Origin of the sequence: Anabaena sp. CCY 9402-a (genome assembly GCF_963920945.1) — a bacterium.
Classification (GTDB): Bacteria; Cyanobacteriota; Cyanobacteriia; order Cyanobacteriales; family Nostocaceae; genus Trichormus; species Trichormus minutissimus.
This window is the reverse complement of sequence record NZ_CAWUDL010000019.1, coordinates 19,637-34,549: the sequence shown is the minus strand read 5'-3', so window position 1 is coordinate 34,549 and position 14,913 is coordinate 19,637. Positions and strand designations below refer to the sequence as shown.

The window sequence follows — 14,913 nt, the reverse complement described above, 5'->3', positions numbered from 1 at the left end:
GGTGACAGGTAAAAAACTGTTATCTAAACATTGAGCATAAACCTAAAATACTAGGACAGTAGATGCCTTAATATCTCATAAATAAGGTATCTACTGCTACTTTAGTTATAGTAAATCGTCATTTTATAATCTTTCCTTTGATTGATGTAAATAAAGCCTATTTTTTGGGAATTTAGTAAGTAAGTTAGCTTAGGAATTAAAAACCATGCGTACTATCAATATTGGTTTAACAGAAGAACAGCGTCAAGGTGTAATTAATTTGTTAAATCAAGATTTAGCAGATTCTTACCTCCTATTAGTAAAAACCAAAAAGTACCATTGGGATGTAGTTGGCCCTCAATTCCGTAGTCTGCATGAACTCTGGGAAGAACATTACCAAGAGCTAACAGAAAATATTGATGAGTTGGCTGAACGGATTCGTGCTTTGGGTGGTTATCCTATAGGCACAATGGAGGGATTTCTCCAGATGACAACTCTTAAAGAACATGGTGGAGATGTTCCCACTGCTACTGAGATGGTAGCGCGACTGATGGAAGATCATGAGCAAATCATTCGGAACTTAAGAGATCATGTAGACCGCAGTGGTGAAGAGTTCCATGACCAAGGAACTGCCGATTTCCTCACCGAACTCATGGAAGATCATGAAGAAATAGCTTGGATGCTGCGCTCATTTATTGAAGGAGAAGCATTACAACCAAGTGGTACACAACCAGCAACAGAAACTAAAACCCCTGTAGGCGTGTAAGAAGGGAACAGGGGACAGGTGACAGGGAACAGGAAAGAGTAGAGACGTAGGATTGCTACGTCTTAATATCTGGTGGAATAACTCACCTAATATCTATCTCAGTGTTGGGTTTCCTTACGTCAAACGCCACTCGCCCCAAGCCGGGAGACTCGTCCAAGGCGGTGGCTTCCCAACCTGCGGATTTGTGAGACATCCGGTCTGTCACCTGTCACCTGTCACCTCTCACCTATTACCTATCCCTTATTTTCAAGGAGCATACAAGTGCCAGAAGTTTATCAAGCAGAACGGACAATTTCCGCCGTATTTAAAGAACAGAAGCAAGTTGATGATGTAATTCGTCGTTTATTAGATAGAGGTGTACCCAGAGATCATATTTCAATCATGGGTAGAAACTTCGAGTCAGAAACTCGCATTGCAGGATTCATCTCTAAAAGAGATGTAATTTTGGGAGGTTTAAGAACAGGGGCAATCTTTGGTTCTTTGTTTGGTTCATTTCTCAGCTTGCTGACAGGTGTCGGTGTACTGTTTATTCCTTTTGTCGGCCCTATTGTGGCAGCCGGCCCCATTAGTGCCTTGTTGTTAGGGGCTGCTAGTGGTGCGATCGCAGGTAGTGCTGGTGCGGGTTTAGTATCAGTTTTGACTACCTTGGGAATGCCTGAAGATAAAGCCGCCATCTACCAAACCCGCCTGCAAGCCGGCGAATTTTTACTCATGGTAGAAGTCCCAAGCGATCGCGCTGGTGAATTTCAGTTACTACTCGAAAGTGCTGGTGCAGAAGAAATTAATACCATTGACAAAACTTTAACTCATCCCTGCCCAGGGCCTTGCAACAGTCCAGAAGACTTGTCTCCTGAAGTTCGTTCTCATCTTTCATCAGAAGCTCAAAACACATTTATTCAACGCTATAACGCGGTGTTAAATGAAACTAGTGATGAGTTTACAGCTGAACAAGCAGCTTGGGCAGATGTCCATCAAAAATTTGATGAAGATGAAAACGGTGTTTGGTCAAAAGCTAAAGTTGGTGTTTAAGCTATTGTTTTAGCTTTAGTGATTATATTTGTGTAATCTATGAGGAATGGTTGATGAACTTTAGTTCATCAACCATTCACTATTTCTGCTGTTTTTCATCTATCTTAGGTGATGAAATAATAGATCAGAGAATCTATCTAGTGGTAGTGATAAAAAATATTTGATTCTGATAATTTATCTTATGTGAATGGTTCTAAAATTTTGAGGTTATTTAATATGAGTAATGAAAAAAGAGTTGAAGCAACAATCAAAAATATTGAAGGCAAACTACAAGAAGGAATTGGCGAAATTACTGGAAACCCATCTGATAGAGCAGAAGGCAAAGCAAAGCAAGTTGAAGCTCAAGTAATTCACACTACAGAAAACATCAAAGACGAGTTGAAGAAAGCTATTGACTAATCAATCAAAAAGCAGAAATCAAACAAATTTATTTGAAAATGCTGTTTAGTATGGCGGAGCGCAAGCCTATGCGGAATAAAAATCCCAATCCCTAATAAAATTTTCATGCTTGGCTGTGAAACTAGTTTCATCAGGACTGTTTTCTGCCAGCTTAATTTTAGACTCCACCCTTGATACTAAGCAGTGGAGTTTTTATATTTTATGTAATTAAATAAAGGTTAGTTGAGAATAAATTCACTCTAACCATAAGAATTTTATACTTTCTTAGTGACTGGTACGTCCAGTTATTAAACCCCAGATAAAAATAGCAATTATTGCACCGATAATAGCAACAATCAGACCAGGAATACTGAGAGTAGCTGCTGTCAGTTGTAGTCTTCCTGTTTCTAAAAGAGTGACTATAGTACCGCCAATTAAAGCACCAATGATACCTAAAATCATTGCTGACACGATACCACCGCCCTGACGACCAGGATAAATAGCCTTGGCGATCGCTCCGGCAATAATACCAAGAATTATCCAAGCGATAATGTTCATAATTTAATTTTGCAAAACACTTACCAGTAATTTATTAATTAAATTCTGTTTTTCCTTCTGCCGGAAGAAATAAGTATTAATTACTATAGTAAGCTGCTGTGATTTTTGTTCCCGTAGTGTGGTGTAGCCATACTTGTTTTGCGTAGGTAGGGATTAGGGAATGAGCCTGTGCGAGTTTTACGGAGTTGGCGATCGCCACTAGATTAATAAACACAAAAGTATCACTTAGCACCCCAAAGATAGGATGATCAATATTATTTTTTAAATTGTTTAATACTACAATTGACGTTTATAATTTTCAGGAAGTATTTCTAAAGAGGTAAACATTGTCAACCTCATTTAGAAGCTTTTAAAACCTTTTTTCAGGGAAATTAATGCGGAATCATTCTAAATCTTCCCCTTGGGAATATATCCCCACCCTATATTTTACTTCTGGTGTACCTTACGTCATTATCAACACCGTTTCTGTTATCTTTTACAAAAAACTTGGTATAAGTAACTCACAAATTGCCCTATGGACTAGCTTTCTGTATCTACCTTGGGTAATCAAGATGTTTTGGGGGCCAATTGTAGATATTTACTCAACAAAAAGAAAATGGATGCTTTCTACCCAGTTAGCAATGTGTTGCTGTTTGGGTATAGTAGCTTTTTGTTTACAATTGCCAAATTTCTTTTTTATCTCCCTGGCTGCTTTGACATTAGGAGCATTTATTTCAGCAACTTATGACATAGCTACAGATGGCTTTTATCTTTTAGCCTTAACTCCAGAAAAACAAGCCTTCTTTTCTGGTATTCGCTCATTATTTTATAGACTGGCTGTTATCTTCGGCTCTGGGTTTTTAGTGATTATAGCTGGTTTACTTGAAGGTTACCTAAATAATATTCCCTTAAGTTGGACTGTAGCAATTGGTTTTTCTGCTGTCATACTGGCAATACTGTTTATCTTTCATCGTCTAGTTCTACCCTTACCGGAGTCTGATCAACCCAGACAGCCTAAAGAAATTAATCAGATACCATTTATCAAAATTATTACTTCCTATTTTCAGCAAGAAAAGATTTTCGCTATCTTAGCTTTTATATTGCTCTATCGATTAGGTGAAGCAATGCTTGTGAAAATAGCCTCCTTATTTCTGTTAGATAACCCAGAGGTAGGTGGACTAGGGTTAAATACATCAGAAGTTGGTTTAGTATATGGCACATTTGGCGTAGTATCTCTAATTTTTGGTGGCATACTTGGTGGTTTAGTAATAGCTAGATATGGGTTAAAAAAATGTATATTGCCTATGGCTTTAGCTTTGAACTTACCAGATTTATTTTATGTTTACATGGCTTATACTAAACCTTCAATGAAATTAGTCTATCCCCTAGTTTCCTTAGAACAATTTGGCTATGGTTTTGGGTTTACGGCTTTTACTGTGTATTTAATGTACATTTCTCAAGGAGAATATAAAACCTCTCACTTCGCCATATCTACAGGCATTATGGCATTAGGAATGATGCTACCGGGGATAGTTAGCGGCTATTTGCAAAATTCATTAGGATATCCCTTATTTTTTGTTCTGGTTTGTCTCCTGACCATCCCTGGAATGATGACTTTATTTTTCATCCCTTTAAAAGCAGATAGGCGAAATTAAATTCGTAGTAAGGACTTTAGTCCTGATTTATCTAAGCACTAAAGTCCTTACTACAAACACAAGAATTAATACTACGAAAACCATGCGTTATGTCTTAGGAATAGACGGCGGCGGTAGCAAAACAGTGTGTATCTTAATGGATGATACACATCAAATCATTGATCGCGGTCAAGCAGGTGCAGCAAACTATCAGAGTATAGGCAAAGCAGCAGCATTAAAATCTATTGAATCAGCAATTTATCAAGCAGCGAATGAAGCATTAAAATTAACAAATTCAATCAAAATTACCTCGCTATGTCTTGGTTTAGCTGGTGTCAGTCGTGCCGAAGATATGAAAATAGTCAAAGATATAGTCAAAGAATTACAAAACAATCATTCTTTACCTATTATTTGGGATTTTCAGCCATCTAATATTGTTATTTGTAATGATGCTTTGATTGCTTTAGTTGGCGGAATTGGTCATGCTGTAGGAATTGTCGTCGCAGTCGGTACTGGTTCTATAGTTTTCGGTCGTAATTCTCAGGGAGAAACTAAGCGAGTAGGTGGCTGGGGGTATATTTTAGGCGATGAAGGTAGTGCCTATCAAATTGCCGTTGGCGGGATGCAAGCAGCATTAAAAGCTTATGATGGACGGGAAAAATACACCAGACTTGTAGAAGATTTTCAACAGCATTTGAATTTGGCAAGTATCGAAGATTTAATTGAAGTCATCTATCGCCGTGGGTGGGGAGTTAAACAAATAGCTGCTTTAGCACCAATTGTAGATTCAGCCGCCGCCTCTGGTGATGAAGTAGCTAATCATCTCATTGATGATGCTGTCCAAGAATTAGTAAAAGCGACATCTACAGTAATTGAAGCCATTTTCGACTCTGACTCAGTGTTTGAAATAGTCACAACAGGAAGTGTATGGCGGGGTAAATGTGAGATGCAAGCGAGATTTAATACATCTATTGTGAAGAAATATCCTCAAGTAAATATCATCTTTCCTCGTTTTGAACCTGCTTATGGTGCTGCTTTGTTGGCTTTGCAGAGACTAGTAGAAACAGAACAATAACGCCGTCTTAAGGTGACACCCGCCAAATTTTTACAGTCTCATCTCCACCACTACTGACAAGAGTTTTACCATCAGGACTAAAGGCCAGAGAGAAAACCCCAAATATATGTCCCTTGAGACTGCGAATTTCTTCTCCTGTTGTGACATTCCACAGTTTAATATCGTTGTCTCCAACGCCATGACTGATGCTTTGAGTTGTGTTGGTTGCACTTGCGAGAATTTGACCATTAGGATGAAAGCTCAAAGAGTTAGCACTAAGGCCTTGTAAAGTGCGGATTTCTTGTCCTGTTGTGAGATTCCACAGCTTGATAGTGTTATCATTGGCAGCACTAGCAAGAGTTTTGCTATCAGAACTAAAAGCGATCGCTCGCAGTGTAGATGAATGTCCTGTTAGAGTGCGGACTTTTGTACCTGTTTCTACATCCCAGAGTTTGATAGTTTTATCTATTTCCCAACTAGGACTAGCAATAGTCTTACCATCAGGACTCAAAGCTATGGAAGTAATCTTGAGTTCGTCTTCTTTTACGGTATGTATTTTTTCACCTGTGGCTACATTCCAGATTTTAATAGTATTATCCCAACCACCACTAATCAGCTTTTTACTATCGGGGGTAAAAACTACGGAATTAATCCCCAAGTTATGTCCTTTAAGAGTAAGTATTTCTTTTCTTGTTCTCAGATCCCAAAGTTTGATAGTGTCATCACTACCACCACTAGCCAAAATTTTGCCATCTGGACTGATAACTGCCGAATTAACACCCCAAGAATTTCCACTGATAATATCAATTTCTTCTCCCGTTTTTAGGTTATAGAGTTGGATGTTTTTTCCGCTACTAATAGTGATAGTTTGTCCATCAGGACTGAAATCAATAGAATCAACTGTAGAGTTTACAGGTAAGGCTTTTTCTAAAAAGAAACTACTGGGCAAGCTATTAATCAAATATATGGGATTGGCAATAAATCTATAGCGGAAATAACTATATGAAGAAGTGATAAATAATCCCAACATTAAGGCAGTAACACCTTGTAATAATCTTTGCCGAAACTTGAAGACAAGCATAATTTTACTCTGCTTAAAGATTTTGAAAAGCAGAAATTATTCTTTTTTATCTGCTTTAAGAAGTTACTACTGCTTAACACTGGGTATTTACGGAAAGAATTAAATGTCAGCTTGATAAAGCCCTTATTTCTCTGTGTTCTCTGTGTCTCTGTGGTATGCGCTACGCGCACGCTATTCCGTAATTTGTGCGTAAGTCCTATCCATTACAAATGAGTTAAGGGGATAGATGACAAGCACCTACCCCCAAATAGCTGCCCAGATGACGAACCTGGAACTTTAGAATCTGGTATCTAATAAACCCAGTATCAGCCGTGATATATTGATTGTCACTGGGAGAGATACGGATTTAACAGATTTTTGTGAACAGATGATACTGATAAGTAGTTGTGCAAAATTAAATTCATTAAAATTTAGACTTCGCCAAAAGTGCTGTTCCATAGGCGGCTTCTGTATTCACAGACGAGACTACTGGCACTTTTAAACACTGTTGACGAATTGCATCCCAAGTAGGGTTTTTTGCACCTCCACCGGCTGTATAGACTCGATTTAAGCTATCAGAACCTAATTGTTGTAATAATTCATAGCCTCGCGCTTCTATACGAGCGATACTTTCTAACAAGCCATGTAGAAATTCCACTGGATGATCTGGGCGTGGTGTGAGTCGTGGGAGTAAATTGGGATCGTTAATGGGGAAGCGTTCCCCTGCTTTCAACAAGGGATAATAATCTAACTTACTGGCCTGCGAACTATCAATTTCACGACTCAGATTTTCTAACTCTGCATCAGTGAAAAATTCCCTTAACACCGCACCTCCAGTATTAGAAGCACCACCCGTCAGCCACAAATCACCTAGCCGATGGCTGTAAATACCATATCGCGAATCTTCTACACGGGTACGACTCAAAAGTTTGAGTACCAAAGTTGAACCCAGGGAAGTCACGGCTTGCCCTGGCGATGTTGCACCACTGGCTAAAAAGGCCGCAATACTATCAGTAGTGCCGGCACAAACTAAACAATTAGGAGGAAACAAAAACTGATTGGCAATTTCAGCACGTAATTCTGCTATGGGAGTCCCAGGCGTTAATACTTGGGGTAGTTGAATCGGTAGTTGCAGACTTGTCAGCCATTCTGGGTATTGTAATTGTTCCACGTCATAACCCAGCTTTAAAGCATTGTGGTAGTCACTGATTCCCAACTGGCCATGTAGCAGAAATCCCAACCAATCAGTTTGATGTAAGAAATATCTCGCTTCGCTAAAAGTGGGTAATTGCATCATCCAAAAAAGTTTAGCCAAGCTGGAAGTTGCGCTGAAAACGGTATGATTTGGCGGTGCTATCTGGCTCAATTTATCCAGCACCAATGATCCCCGCGCGTCGTTGTAGAGTAAGGGTGTAGATATGGGGTTGCCTGCATCATCGCACAATAACACAGTTGAGGAAGTACCGTTAATAGCGATCGCTCTCATTTTTCGCCGCCAATTCTCCGGTATTTGCGCCAGCAGCGTCCATAATGCCGTCTCCCATGATGTTACATCAGCGATCGCCCCTGTTGCCCAAGGATATCGTACTTGTGTCTGGATTTGGGCTGCTTCATCAATTACCACTGCCCTCGCCCCAGAAGTACCAAAGTCGATCCCCAAATAAAAACTCATAGTTTTATAAATTTTTTTGCTGAAAAATAACCCAAACTACCGAATTCATCACGGATTTTGTTACAAGATGCAACAAGATGTTCCACAATTTTGGCAAAACAAGGAAAAGTAGTAAACGAACTCTTAAAAATTAGTTTGACGCTCAGGAGGTTTACAACCATGCCTATCTCTGACACTCAAGTTTACATTGCGCTAGTTGTGGCACTAATCCCAGGCATTCTGGCTTGGCGGTTAGCTACAGAACTTTACAAATAACGCCACCATACGTTATCAAGAGTGGAGTCTAATTATTTATGCTCCACTCTTGGAAGCATCAAGGCAGGAGTCGCGTCGCTGCGCTCCAGATTCAAAATTCAAAATACCCTACGGTTATTCTTAAACCTGATTCAAAAAGGCCAGCCTACAAAATTCAAAATTAATTACCCTTGTAGCCTATAGACAATTTCGGCGATTACTTAAGGTTTTACCCTATTACACTTGTCATAATTAACTTAGTATAATTTAGAACTAACTTTATTCAAAAATAACCTTATTAATACTGAAATAATATAACTGAGATCATTAGCTAAAAGCTATGACAATCAATATAAATACAGACGTATTAACAGGTATTAGCAAATTAAAATTGACAATAACAAGATTGTTTTGATACCTTGGAAGCAATTAGTCCCATCTGAATACAGGTAAAGACTAAACAAGCACAAAAAATACATCATACAACAACTTGTGATTTACCAGTGAGAATACGGTTTGGAATTGACATTAATTACTAAAAGAATAATAATCCTGGCAGATCAGGTGCAGTTTTCATAAACTGGTGGACAAATACCATTAAGTTAAACCAGTTACTTACGTGTGGTTTGTTTTTTTTGACAATTAACATACGTGTAGCAATTTGGAAAAAATGAAGTAATATGTCAGCTAATCTTAGTCGTAATAATAGCTAATAGGCTCTTTATGACTTGCTTTATTCATCAGGAAATTTCTCTTTTTAAGAAGCATCATGAACGCTTTTCAACCTTCTAGACCTCCACAACAACCACCTATACAAAAACAACAAGCTATTCCTCGGCCAAAACGCCATCTTCGCCAACGTTCTTACAAGGTGATGGCTGTAGAAGTTTCAGCCAAGGTAGCTGTCAATTTCGTTATTTCAGCAACAGCAATATCCGCATTAGTTCAACTTGTACCAAATCATTTTTCACAGCAAAGTAAGTTGCGAGAAGTTAGTACAGAAGTTAAGCAAATAGAAAAACGCGTCAGCATTTTACAGGCTGAATTTAGCCGTAATTTTGATCCGCGCCAAACTAAAAGTGTTATGCAGCAACAAACATATAAATTTGAACCTGGTCAACGTCCGATTGTTTTAACCAATCAATATGGACAGCAAATAGACATTTCAGAGCCTTCACCCTAAGCAAAATATTCAATTGGTGATTGGCATCATACAAGTTGCTGACAGAAGTAATTATTGCTAAAAAATAGCCCTGGGTGCAAATTTCTTATAGTTATTAGTTAACATCTAACGCCGTGTGCAACTTTCTCTCAAACCTAACCCCCAACCCCTTCCCTACATTCTCTACGAGAGGCTACGCCAACGCGCAGCGTGTCGGAGACAGGGAAGGGGAGCAAGATTTAAAGCCTCTCTCCTTGCAGGGGAGAGGTTTGGAGAGGGGTTTCAAAAATAAGTTGCACATCGCGTCATCTAAACTTTTTCTAGTGTTATTTTATTTATCATCTATCGCTCTTCTGTCACTTTCCAGATTCACTAAATTATCCAGAAGAATAAATTGATTCATTGCACTAATTAGGTGAATGAATCCAAGCAATCAATCAGAATGGGGGAAAATACCAAGCCAAGCCCCACAGCCAGCCATCCTACAATTTTCTGGAATATACTGTCTAAATTTGGTAGTCAATGTTGCAAATGTTAGCGATCGCTAGCTATTTTCACAGTTAGCGTTAGTATGGCTATGTATTTTTCTACAGTATAAATATGACTCAAAATCTTTACGTAAATCCAGTTATAGGCAGCGACACCAACCCCGGTAGCCAACAATCCCCCTTTAAAACGATTACCCAAGCCCTGAAAGTTGCTACACCAAATACTGTCATTCAACTAGCCGAGGGGAATTACAAAGCCGATAGCGGTGAAATTTTCCCCTTCACGATTCCCTTTAGTGTCAAAGTTATCGGTAATGAAGCCAACAAAGGCAACAATATTTTCATAGAAGGTAGTGGAAGCTACCTCAGTCGGACTTTTGCTGGTCAAAATGTTACCTTTGTGATGTTAGATGGGGCGGAACTAAGAGGGGTGACTGTTACTAATCCCGCTAGTCGTGGTAGTGGTGTCTGGGCAGAATCAACCACCCCCACCATTACTAATTGCACCTTTATTAATTGCAAGCGCGAGGGTGTATTTGCTACCGGTGATGCCAACCCAGTGATTATTGGTAACGTGTTTACCGAGAATGCCGCCAATGGAATTGCGATCGCTAAAAATTCCCAGGGTAAAATTCAAGGTAATGTCTGCTTTAAAACAGGTTTTGGTATCGCCATTAGTGACACTGCATCACCCACACTTATAGATAACAAAATTTACGAAAACCGTTCTGGGATAATTGCCTCTGGTAATTCCCGTCCCATATTGCGTAATAATCTCATTGAAAACAATACTGATGATGGTTTGACTGTTATCGTTAATGCCCTACCTGATCTTGGCAATACTGATACCCCAGGCGGTAACATTTTACGCAATAACGCTAAATTTGATGTACAAAATGCTAGTGCCAATAAATTGGTGTCTGTCGGTAATCAAATAGATAAAACTAAGGTTTCAGGAAATATAGAGTTTGTAGATATTCAAGTTATCACTCCCACACCGACACCAACACCGATACCAACACCGACACCAACACCGACACCAACACCGATACCAACACCAACACCAACACCGACGCCAACGCCGACACCGACACCGATACCAACGCCGATACCAACACCAACACCAACACCAACACCGACACCGATACCAACGCCGATACCAACGCCGACACCAACTCCGACACCAACTCCGATACCAACTCCGACACCGACACCAACCCCGACACCAACCCCGACACCAACACCGATACCAACGCCGACACCGACACCAACTCCTATAGACTTAAAAGATATTGGTAATCATTGGGCAGCCCCATTTATTCAAGAATTAGTCAAACAAGAAATAGTAGCAGGTTTTCCAGATGGTACATTTAAACCTGATGCCACGATGACACGCGGACAATATGCCGCCTTATTAGTTAAAGCTTTTAACCCACCACCAAATCGCGCTGTCATCAGATTTAAAGATGTACCTGAAAACTTCTGGGCATTAAAGGTTATCGTACAGGCGTATCAAGGTCTATTCCTTGCTGGTTATCCCGATGGAACTTTTAAACCCAACCAGAATATTCAGCGTGTACAAGTGATAGTCTCCCTAGTCAATGGACTAGGGTTGGGTTTATCTACTAACGTTACCAACGCCATCAAACTTTTTGACGATTATGCCAAAATTCCTGATTATGGTAAAGATCAGGTAGCCAAAGCCATAGAAAAGAAAATAATCGTCAATTATCCCAATGCCAAACTACTCAATCCTACCCGCGATGCTACACGCGCAGAGGTAGTAGCCATAGTGTACCAAGCTTTAGTAGATGCTCGTCGTGTAACGGCAATTAACTCACCTTACATCGTTAGTTAGGGAATTGGGAATTGGGGGAAATTTCTAACTTGTCTCTTTTTTCCTCCTATTCCCTACTCCTCACTCCCTGAGTATCATATGTTTTTTCGAGTCAAAACTAATTAGTCCTTGTTGTTGCAATTTACCTATCAATCTTGTAATTGTGACCCTAGTAGTACCACACGCACTAGCAATCTCTTCGTGAGTGAAGCGAACATTTAAACGAGTTCCTTCCGCTACTGGTTCACCAATTTCTTGTTTCAAAAACTGTAAAAGATGATGCAACCTATCTTCTACTCGTCGTTTGCCAAAAATAACTAACAAGGATTCAGTTTGCTTTAACCGTTGATTGATTTTTGGTGAGAGAATATGACTGATTATGGGATTCAAAGCTACTTCAGTTACATGAATAGATACTAACTCTACATCTGACAAAGCTGTAGCTTGATAAATAGGTAAAGATGTCATACTAGAGCTAAATACCATTTGTGGTGTCGCTAAACCTACTAAAATTTCTTCCCCTGTTTCACAGAAAGTATTTAATTTCACTAAACCTTGGCAAATATAGAAAATTACTAAAGGATTCAGGGGAATATCTTCGCCCTTAGTATACTTATATACTGGACGAGCCTCACTGATAAACTTTTCACGGTTGATTAATCCTACACCCTGTTGCTGATGTTGATTAATCTGACGCAGTAACCAGCGTAAAGATGTTGGTTTACCATGATGATTACGAACTACCGCTACTGTAAAAGCCCCATCAAAAGGTTCACCATTATCTGGCTGTAAACGCAATACTAACTCTTTATCTCTATCAGACTGAAATAGCTGGTTTAGTTCACTGCGAAAACTTTCTCGTTCTTCGATGCGGATGAAGCTAATCATCGATTGACTGTATAAAGTCTGCTTGGGAATATTCAGCAATTTAGCTGCGGCTAGGTTAACTTCTTGAATAATGCCTTCTGAATTAGTAACAAAATAGGCATCTGGTGCAAATTCAAATAAATTGTAATAATATAAGCGTTCTGCTTCTAACTTATTTCTTGTTTGTAAGAGTTCCTCATTTTGTTGATAAAGTTCTTCCGCCGCTAACTGTACCATTTTAGAGTTACTATAGAGTTCCTTAAAAGCTTGCGGTAGTAAGTCAGGCGGAATCCACGGTAAAACGCTAGCAGTTTGGTACAAATCTGCTAGCTGCTTGTGTAGTGCTTCCGCTTGTTGGATAAATAATTCTATATTCACTTTAGATGCTCACGACTTAGTAGCAGCCCTGGAATAGATCAACCAACTTAATTAATAGATAAAGCAACTGCATCTACCTTAAAGCTGCGAGTTGTGAAACTTGAAGTAAAGTGCAAATCTACATTTATCCTGAGAGTTAGGCGATTTTAGAACTTAGTATAAAACAGCCAGCATAATTATTAAACCACTAAAAATCACCATTAAATCAATATCAGCAGCAGATATTATTTGAAGAATTGTGTAAAACCAATCTCATGAGAAATTACTGGATATAGGGTGCTAACTCTCAAGAATAACGAAAAGTTTAGAGCTATACTTCCATCACTAGCATCAAGCAACTACTACTTTAGACATAGATGAAATTTTAAGTTGATTTGTATCCTTCAACACACGAAAATATAAGGATATTGAATTATTGGCGATAGTCAGAATCCTAATATCTTCAAAATAATGGAATTATAAGGTCTTTAGCAAATAAGGTAGGAATCGCAAGATAAATAAAAAATAATTAAATATTTGATTAAACTTCAGTAAACAAGATTATATTAATCCTAAATTAGCTGTTAATTCAATTGCTTTTTCAAAAGTGATACCTTGTTTGGTAGCAATATACAATAGTGCTATTGCTGCTGAACGTATTGAGTTATCACAATGAATCAGAGCAGGTTTAGGTAACTCATTAATGATTTTTAAGACATGGAGTGTACTTTGATGGTTAATTTCATCAACTTTGGTAGGTAAATTGAGATAATGCAATCCTAGAAATTCCAGTTTATCTTTTTCATCATCTAACCAGCCTTTTTCATCAGGCGATCGCAGGTTTACTATAGACTTATAACCATCAGCAATAATTTGAGGAAATTGCTCTGGGGTAATTTGCCCTGCGACAGATAATTCATTGTTAATTTTTCTGACGATATCCATATCACCACTTTGCTAATAGTCAGTCATCAATTTTGCAGATAACTTTAATAGTAAGAACTCAAGGCTGAATAATTACTTAAAATTTCTGCCTGAGTTCTTACTACGAATTTTCATGTTTAAAAATCTTGTTTTTCTGGTATATCCCCCTCAAAAGGCTGAACACCTGTTGCAGGGTAGTCATCATCTCTCACACCAAAGATTCTTGCAACACCACCTGAGAGATAGTTAATTACTTGCTGTCCTAATGTTTGAATTTTTTGGAGTAAATTTTTAGAGGTATTCATAAATGTTTCTCCTTTTAAATTGGTATTAAAGGTTGATGGGAAATTATTGCCTAATGGCAGCTATTTGATCAGGGCATTTTCACTAATATTCCAACATATCTCGAACCACTGAATTAGGTCATAATTCCAACATTTCTCTAACCTCTGCCGATTTTGGTAATTGTGCCAAAATCTGATGGGATTCAACACTGTTTCCGTAGTAAGAAGTGGTTGATTACAGAAATGGTACATTGCTAAAATTATAGTTTTTAGATAATTGTGATTTAACATGGCAGATATGGGCAGAAAATGCTGTGAATATCGTATTTTTAGAGCAAAATAGTAAAGCAGGAAAGCCAGCATAGCCTTTCGATGAACCCAATAGCGATGTTGGATTCTCATAAGCTAACTGCTACAAATTTTTGACTACAGAAATTACTTCCTTGTAAATAAAATATTGTCTAAAGCAGGATAAGACATAGATGCTTACTGAAGTATATTTATAAGCAATTTAAGTATGAAGCAAGCTATTGAGATTATCCAAATTACGGCTGACGTTTTCTACACTTTTAAACTTATGTCAACAAGTTGAGGAACTTGTGAGGAAATTGCCAACAGGAGAATTTTTTTTGGTGTTGCAGAGTTAGAAGC

General features: G+C 38.6%; 17 protein-coding genes. 9 read left to right on the top strand and 8 right to left on the bottom strand.

The genetic code is table 11. The features are described from left to right. The first annotated feature begins 205 nt into the window (after positions 1-205). On the top strand, positions 206-745 hold the full coding sequence (locus tag ACM0OR_RS09290; RefSeq protein WP_414575994.1) for a Dps family protein: 540 nt from the start codon (positions 206-208) through the stop codon (positions 743-745). A gap of 82 nt (positions 746-827) precedes the next feature. On the opposite strand, the gene ACM0OR_RS09285 is transcribed toward ACM0OR_RS09290, so the two are convergent. After that, positions 828-950 carry a hypothetical protein gene (locus ACM0OR_RS09285; protein ID WP_414575993.1) on the bottom strand — a complete coding sequence of 41 codons (123 nt, stop codon included), beginning with the start codon at positions 948-950 and terminating at the stop codon, positions 828-830. A 56-nt stretch (positions 951-1,006) separates the two neighbouring features. Here ACM0OR_RS09285 and ACM0OR_RS09280 point away from each other — a divergent pair, with 56 nt between their 5' ends. Further along, positions 1,007-1,774, top strand: a complete 768-nt coding sequence (locus ACM0OR_RS09280; RefSeq protein WP_414575992.1) for a ChaB family protein — start codon at positions 1,007-1,009, stop codon at positions 1,772-1,774. Positions 1,775-1,990: 216 nt separating this feature from the next. Further along, positions 1,991-2,173 (top strand): CsbD family protein, encoded by a 183-nt coding sequence (locus tag ACM0OR_RS09275; protein ID WP_190705351.1) that lies wholly within the window; start codon positions 1,991-1,993, stop codon positions 2,171-2,173. Between the two features lie 264 nt (positions 2,174-2,437). On the opposite strand, the gene ACM0OR_RS09270 is transcribed toward ACM0OR_RS09275, so the two are convergent. Together ACM0OR_RS09270 and ACM0OR_RS09265 are read right to left on the bottom strand one after the other, a co-directional pair. Then, the gene (locus tag ACM0OR_RS09270) at positions 2,438-2,710 is read right to left on the bottom strand and encodes a GlsB/YeaQ/YmgE family stress response membrane protein (protein WP_190705353.1); all 273 of its coding nucleotides are present in this window, start codon (positions 2,708-2,710) and stop codon (positions 2,438-2,440) included. 76 nt (positions 2,711-2,786) lie between these two features. Then, positions 2,787-2,924 carry a hypothetical protein gene (locus ACM0OR_RS09265; protein ID WP_414575991.1) on the bottom strand — a complete coding sequence of 46 codons (138 nt, stop codon included), beginning with the start codon at positions 2,922-2,924 and terminating at the stop codon, positions 2,787-2,789. Positions 2,925-3,084: 160 nt separating this feature from the next. Between ACM0OR_RS09265 and ACM0OR_RS09260 the strand changes: the two genes are divergently transcribed. Together ACM0OR_RS09260 and ACM0OR_RS09255 are read left to right on the top strand one after the other, a co-directional pair. Next, on the top strand, positions 3,085-4,344 hold the full coding sequence (locus ACM0OR_RS09260; protein ID WP_414575990.1) for an MFS transporter: 1,260 nt from the start codon (positions 3,085-3,087) through the stop codon (positions 4,342-4,344). 82 nt (positions 4,345-4,426) lie between these two features. Beyond that, a complete protein-coding gene (locus ACM0OR_RS09255) occupies positions 4,427-5,398 on the top strand; it encodes an N-acetylglucosamine kinase (RefSeq protein ID WP_414575989.1) in 972 nt (323 codons plus the stop codon). 7 nt (positions 5,399-5,405) lie between these two features. Here ACM0OR_RS09255 and ACM0OR_RS09250 read toward each other — a convergent pair whose 3' ends face one another. Together ACM0OR_RS09250 and ACM0OR_RS09245 are read right to left on the bottom strand one after the other, a co-directional pair. Continuing rightward, the gene (locus ACM0OR_RS09250) at positions 5,406-6,458 is read right to left on the bottom strand and encodes a WD40 repeat domain-containing protein (RefSeq protein WP_414575988.1); all 1,053 of its coding nucleotides are present in this window, start codon (positions 6,456-6,458) and stop codon (positions 5,406-5,408) included. A gap of 403 nt (positions 6,459-6,861) precedes the next feature. Beyond that, complete coding sequence (locus tag ACM0OR_RS09245; protein WP_414575987.1) at positions 6,862-8,109, bottom strand: FGGY-family carbohydrate kinase; 1,248 nt, start codon at positions 8,107-8,109, stop codon at positions 6,862-6,864. Positions 8,110-8,268: 159 nt separating this feature from the next. Here ACM0OR_RS09245 and psaM point away from each other — a divergent pair, with 159 nt between their 5' ends. From psaM to ACM0OR_RS09225, 4 genes are all read left to right on the top strand, one after another. Then, positions 8,269-8,364: a photosystem I reaction center subunit XII gene (gene psaM / locus ACM0OR_RS09240; protein ID WP_027404816.1), complete on the top strand. Its 96-nt coding sequence runs from the start codon at positions 8,269-8,271 to the stop codon at positions 8,362-8,364. A gap of 748 nt (positions 8,365-9,112) precedes the next feature. Continuing rightward, complete coding sequence (locus tag ACM0OR_RS09235) at positions 9,113-9,526, top strand: hypothetical protein (RefSeq protein WP_414575986.1); 414 nt, start codon at positions 9,113-9,115, stop codon at positions 9,524-9,526. A 398-nt stretch (positions 9,527-9,924) separates the two neighbouring features. After that, positions 9,925-10,053: a hypothetical protein gene (locus ACM0OR_RS09230; RefSeq protein ID WP_414575985.1), complete on the top strand. Its 129-nt coding sequence runs from the start codon at positions 9,925-9,927 to the stop codon at positions 10,051-10,053. A gap of 52 nt (positions 10,054-10,105) precedes the next feature. Further along, the gene (locus ACM0OR_RS09225) at positions 10,106-11,851 is read left to right on the top strand and encodes a DUF1565 domain-containing protein (protein ID WP_414575984.1); all 1,746 of its coding nucleotides are present in this window, start codon (positions 10,106-10,108) and stop codon (positions 11,849-11,851) included. 60 nt (positions 11,852-11,911) lie between these two features. On the opposite strand, the gene ACM0OR_RS09220 is transcribed toward ACM0OR_RS09225, so the two are convergent. From ACM0OR_RS09220 to ACM0OR_RS09210, 3 genes are all read right to left on the bottom strand, one after another. Continuing rightward, positions 11,912-13,075: a helix-turn-helix domain-containing protein gene (locus ACM0OR_RS09220; RefSeq protein ID WP_414575983.1), complete on the bottom strand. Its 1,164-nt coding sequence runs from the start codon at positions 13,073-13,075 to the stop codon at positions 11,912-11,914. Between the two features lie 540 nt (positions 13,076-13,615). Next, a complete protein-coding gene (locus tag ACM0OR_RS09215; RefSeq protein WP_414575982.1) occupies positions 13,616-13,999 on the bottom strand; it encodes a hypothetical protein in 384 nt (127 codons plus the stop codon). Between the two features lie 116 nt (positions 14,000-14,115). After that, positions 14,116-14,283 (bottom strand): hypothetical protein, encoded by a 168-nt coding sequence (locus ACM0OR_RS09210; RefSeq protein ID WP_323265099.1) that lies wholly within the window; start codon positions 14,281-14,283, stop codon positions 14,116-14,118. Positions 14,284-14,913 lie beyond the last annotated feature (630 nt).

Excerpts from the sequence above, each read along its gene's own strand:
- ACM0OR_RS09290 (WP_414575994.1), top strand. The coding sequence starts at position 206 with ATGCGTACTATCAATATTGGTTTAACAGAAGAACAGCGTCAAGGTGTA.
- ACM0OR_RS09275 (WP_190705351.1), top strand. The coding sequence starts at position 1,991 with ATGAGTAATGAAAAAAGAGTTGAAGCAACAATCAAAAATATTGAAGGC.
- ACM0OR_RS09270 (WP_190705353.1), bottom strand. The coding sequence starts at position 2,710 with ATGAACATTATCGCTTGGATAATTCTTGGTATTATTGCCGGAGCGATC.
- ACM0OR_RS09260 (WP_414575990.1), top strand. The coding sequence starts at position 3,085 with ATGCGGAATCATTCTAAATCTTCCCCTTGGGAATATATCCCCACCCTA.
- ACM0OR_RS09255 (WP_414575989.1), top strand. The coding sequence starts at position 4,427 with ATGCGTTATGTCTTAGGAATAGACGGCGGCGGTAGCAAAACAGTGTGT.
- ACM0OR_RS09250 (WP_414575988.1), bottom strand. The coding sequence starts at position 6,458 with ATGCTTGTCTTCAAGTTTCGGCAAAGATTATTACAAGGTGTTACTGCC.
- ACM0OR_RS09245 (WP_414575987.1), bottom strand. The coding sequence starts at position 8,109 with ATGAGTTTTTATTTGGGGATCGACTTTGGTACTTCTGGGGCGAGGGCA.
- psaM (WP_027404816.1), top strand. The coding sequence starts at position 8,269 with ATGCCTATCTCTGACACTCAAGTTTACATTGCGCTAGTTGTGGCACTA.
- ACM0OR_RS09235 (WP_414575986.1), top strand. The coding sequence starts at position 9,113 with ATGAACGCTTTTCAACCTTCTAGACCTCCACAACAACCACCTATACAA.
- ACM0OR_RS09230 (WP_414575985.1), top strand. The coding sequence starts at position 9,925 with ATGAATCCAAGCAATCAATCAGAATGGGGGAAAATACCAAGCCAAGCC.
- ACM0OR_RS09225 (WP_414575984.1), top strand. The coding sequence starts at position 10,106 with ATGACTCAAAATCTTTACGTAAATCCAGTTATAGGCAGCGACACCAAC.
- ACM0OR_RS09215 (WP_414575982.1), bottom strand. The coding sequence starts at position 13,999 with ATGGATATCGTCAGAAAAATTAACAATGAATTATCTGTCGCAGGGCAA.
- ACM0OR_RS09210 (WP_323265099.1), bottom strand. The coding sequence starts at position 14,283 with ATGAATACCTCTAAAAATTTACTCCAAAAAATTCAAACATTAGGACAG.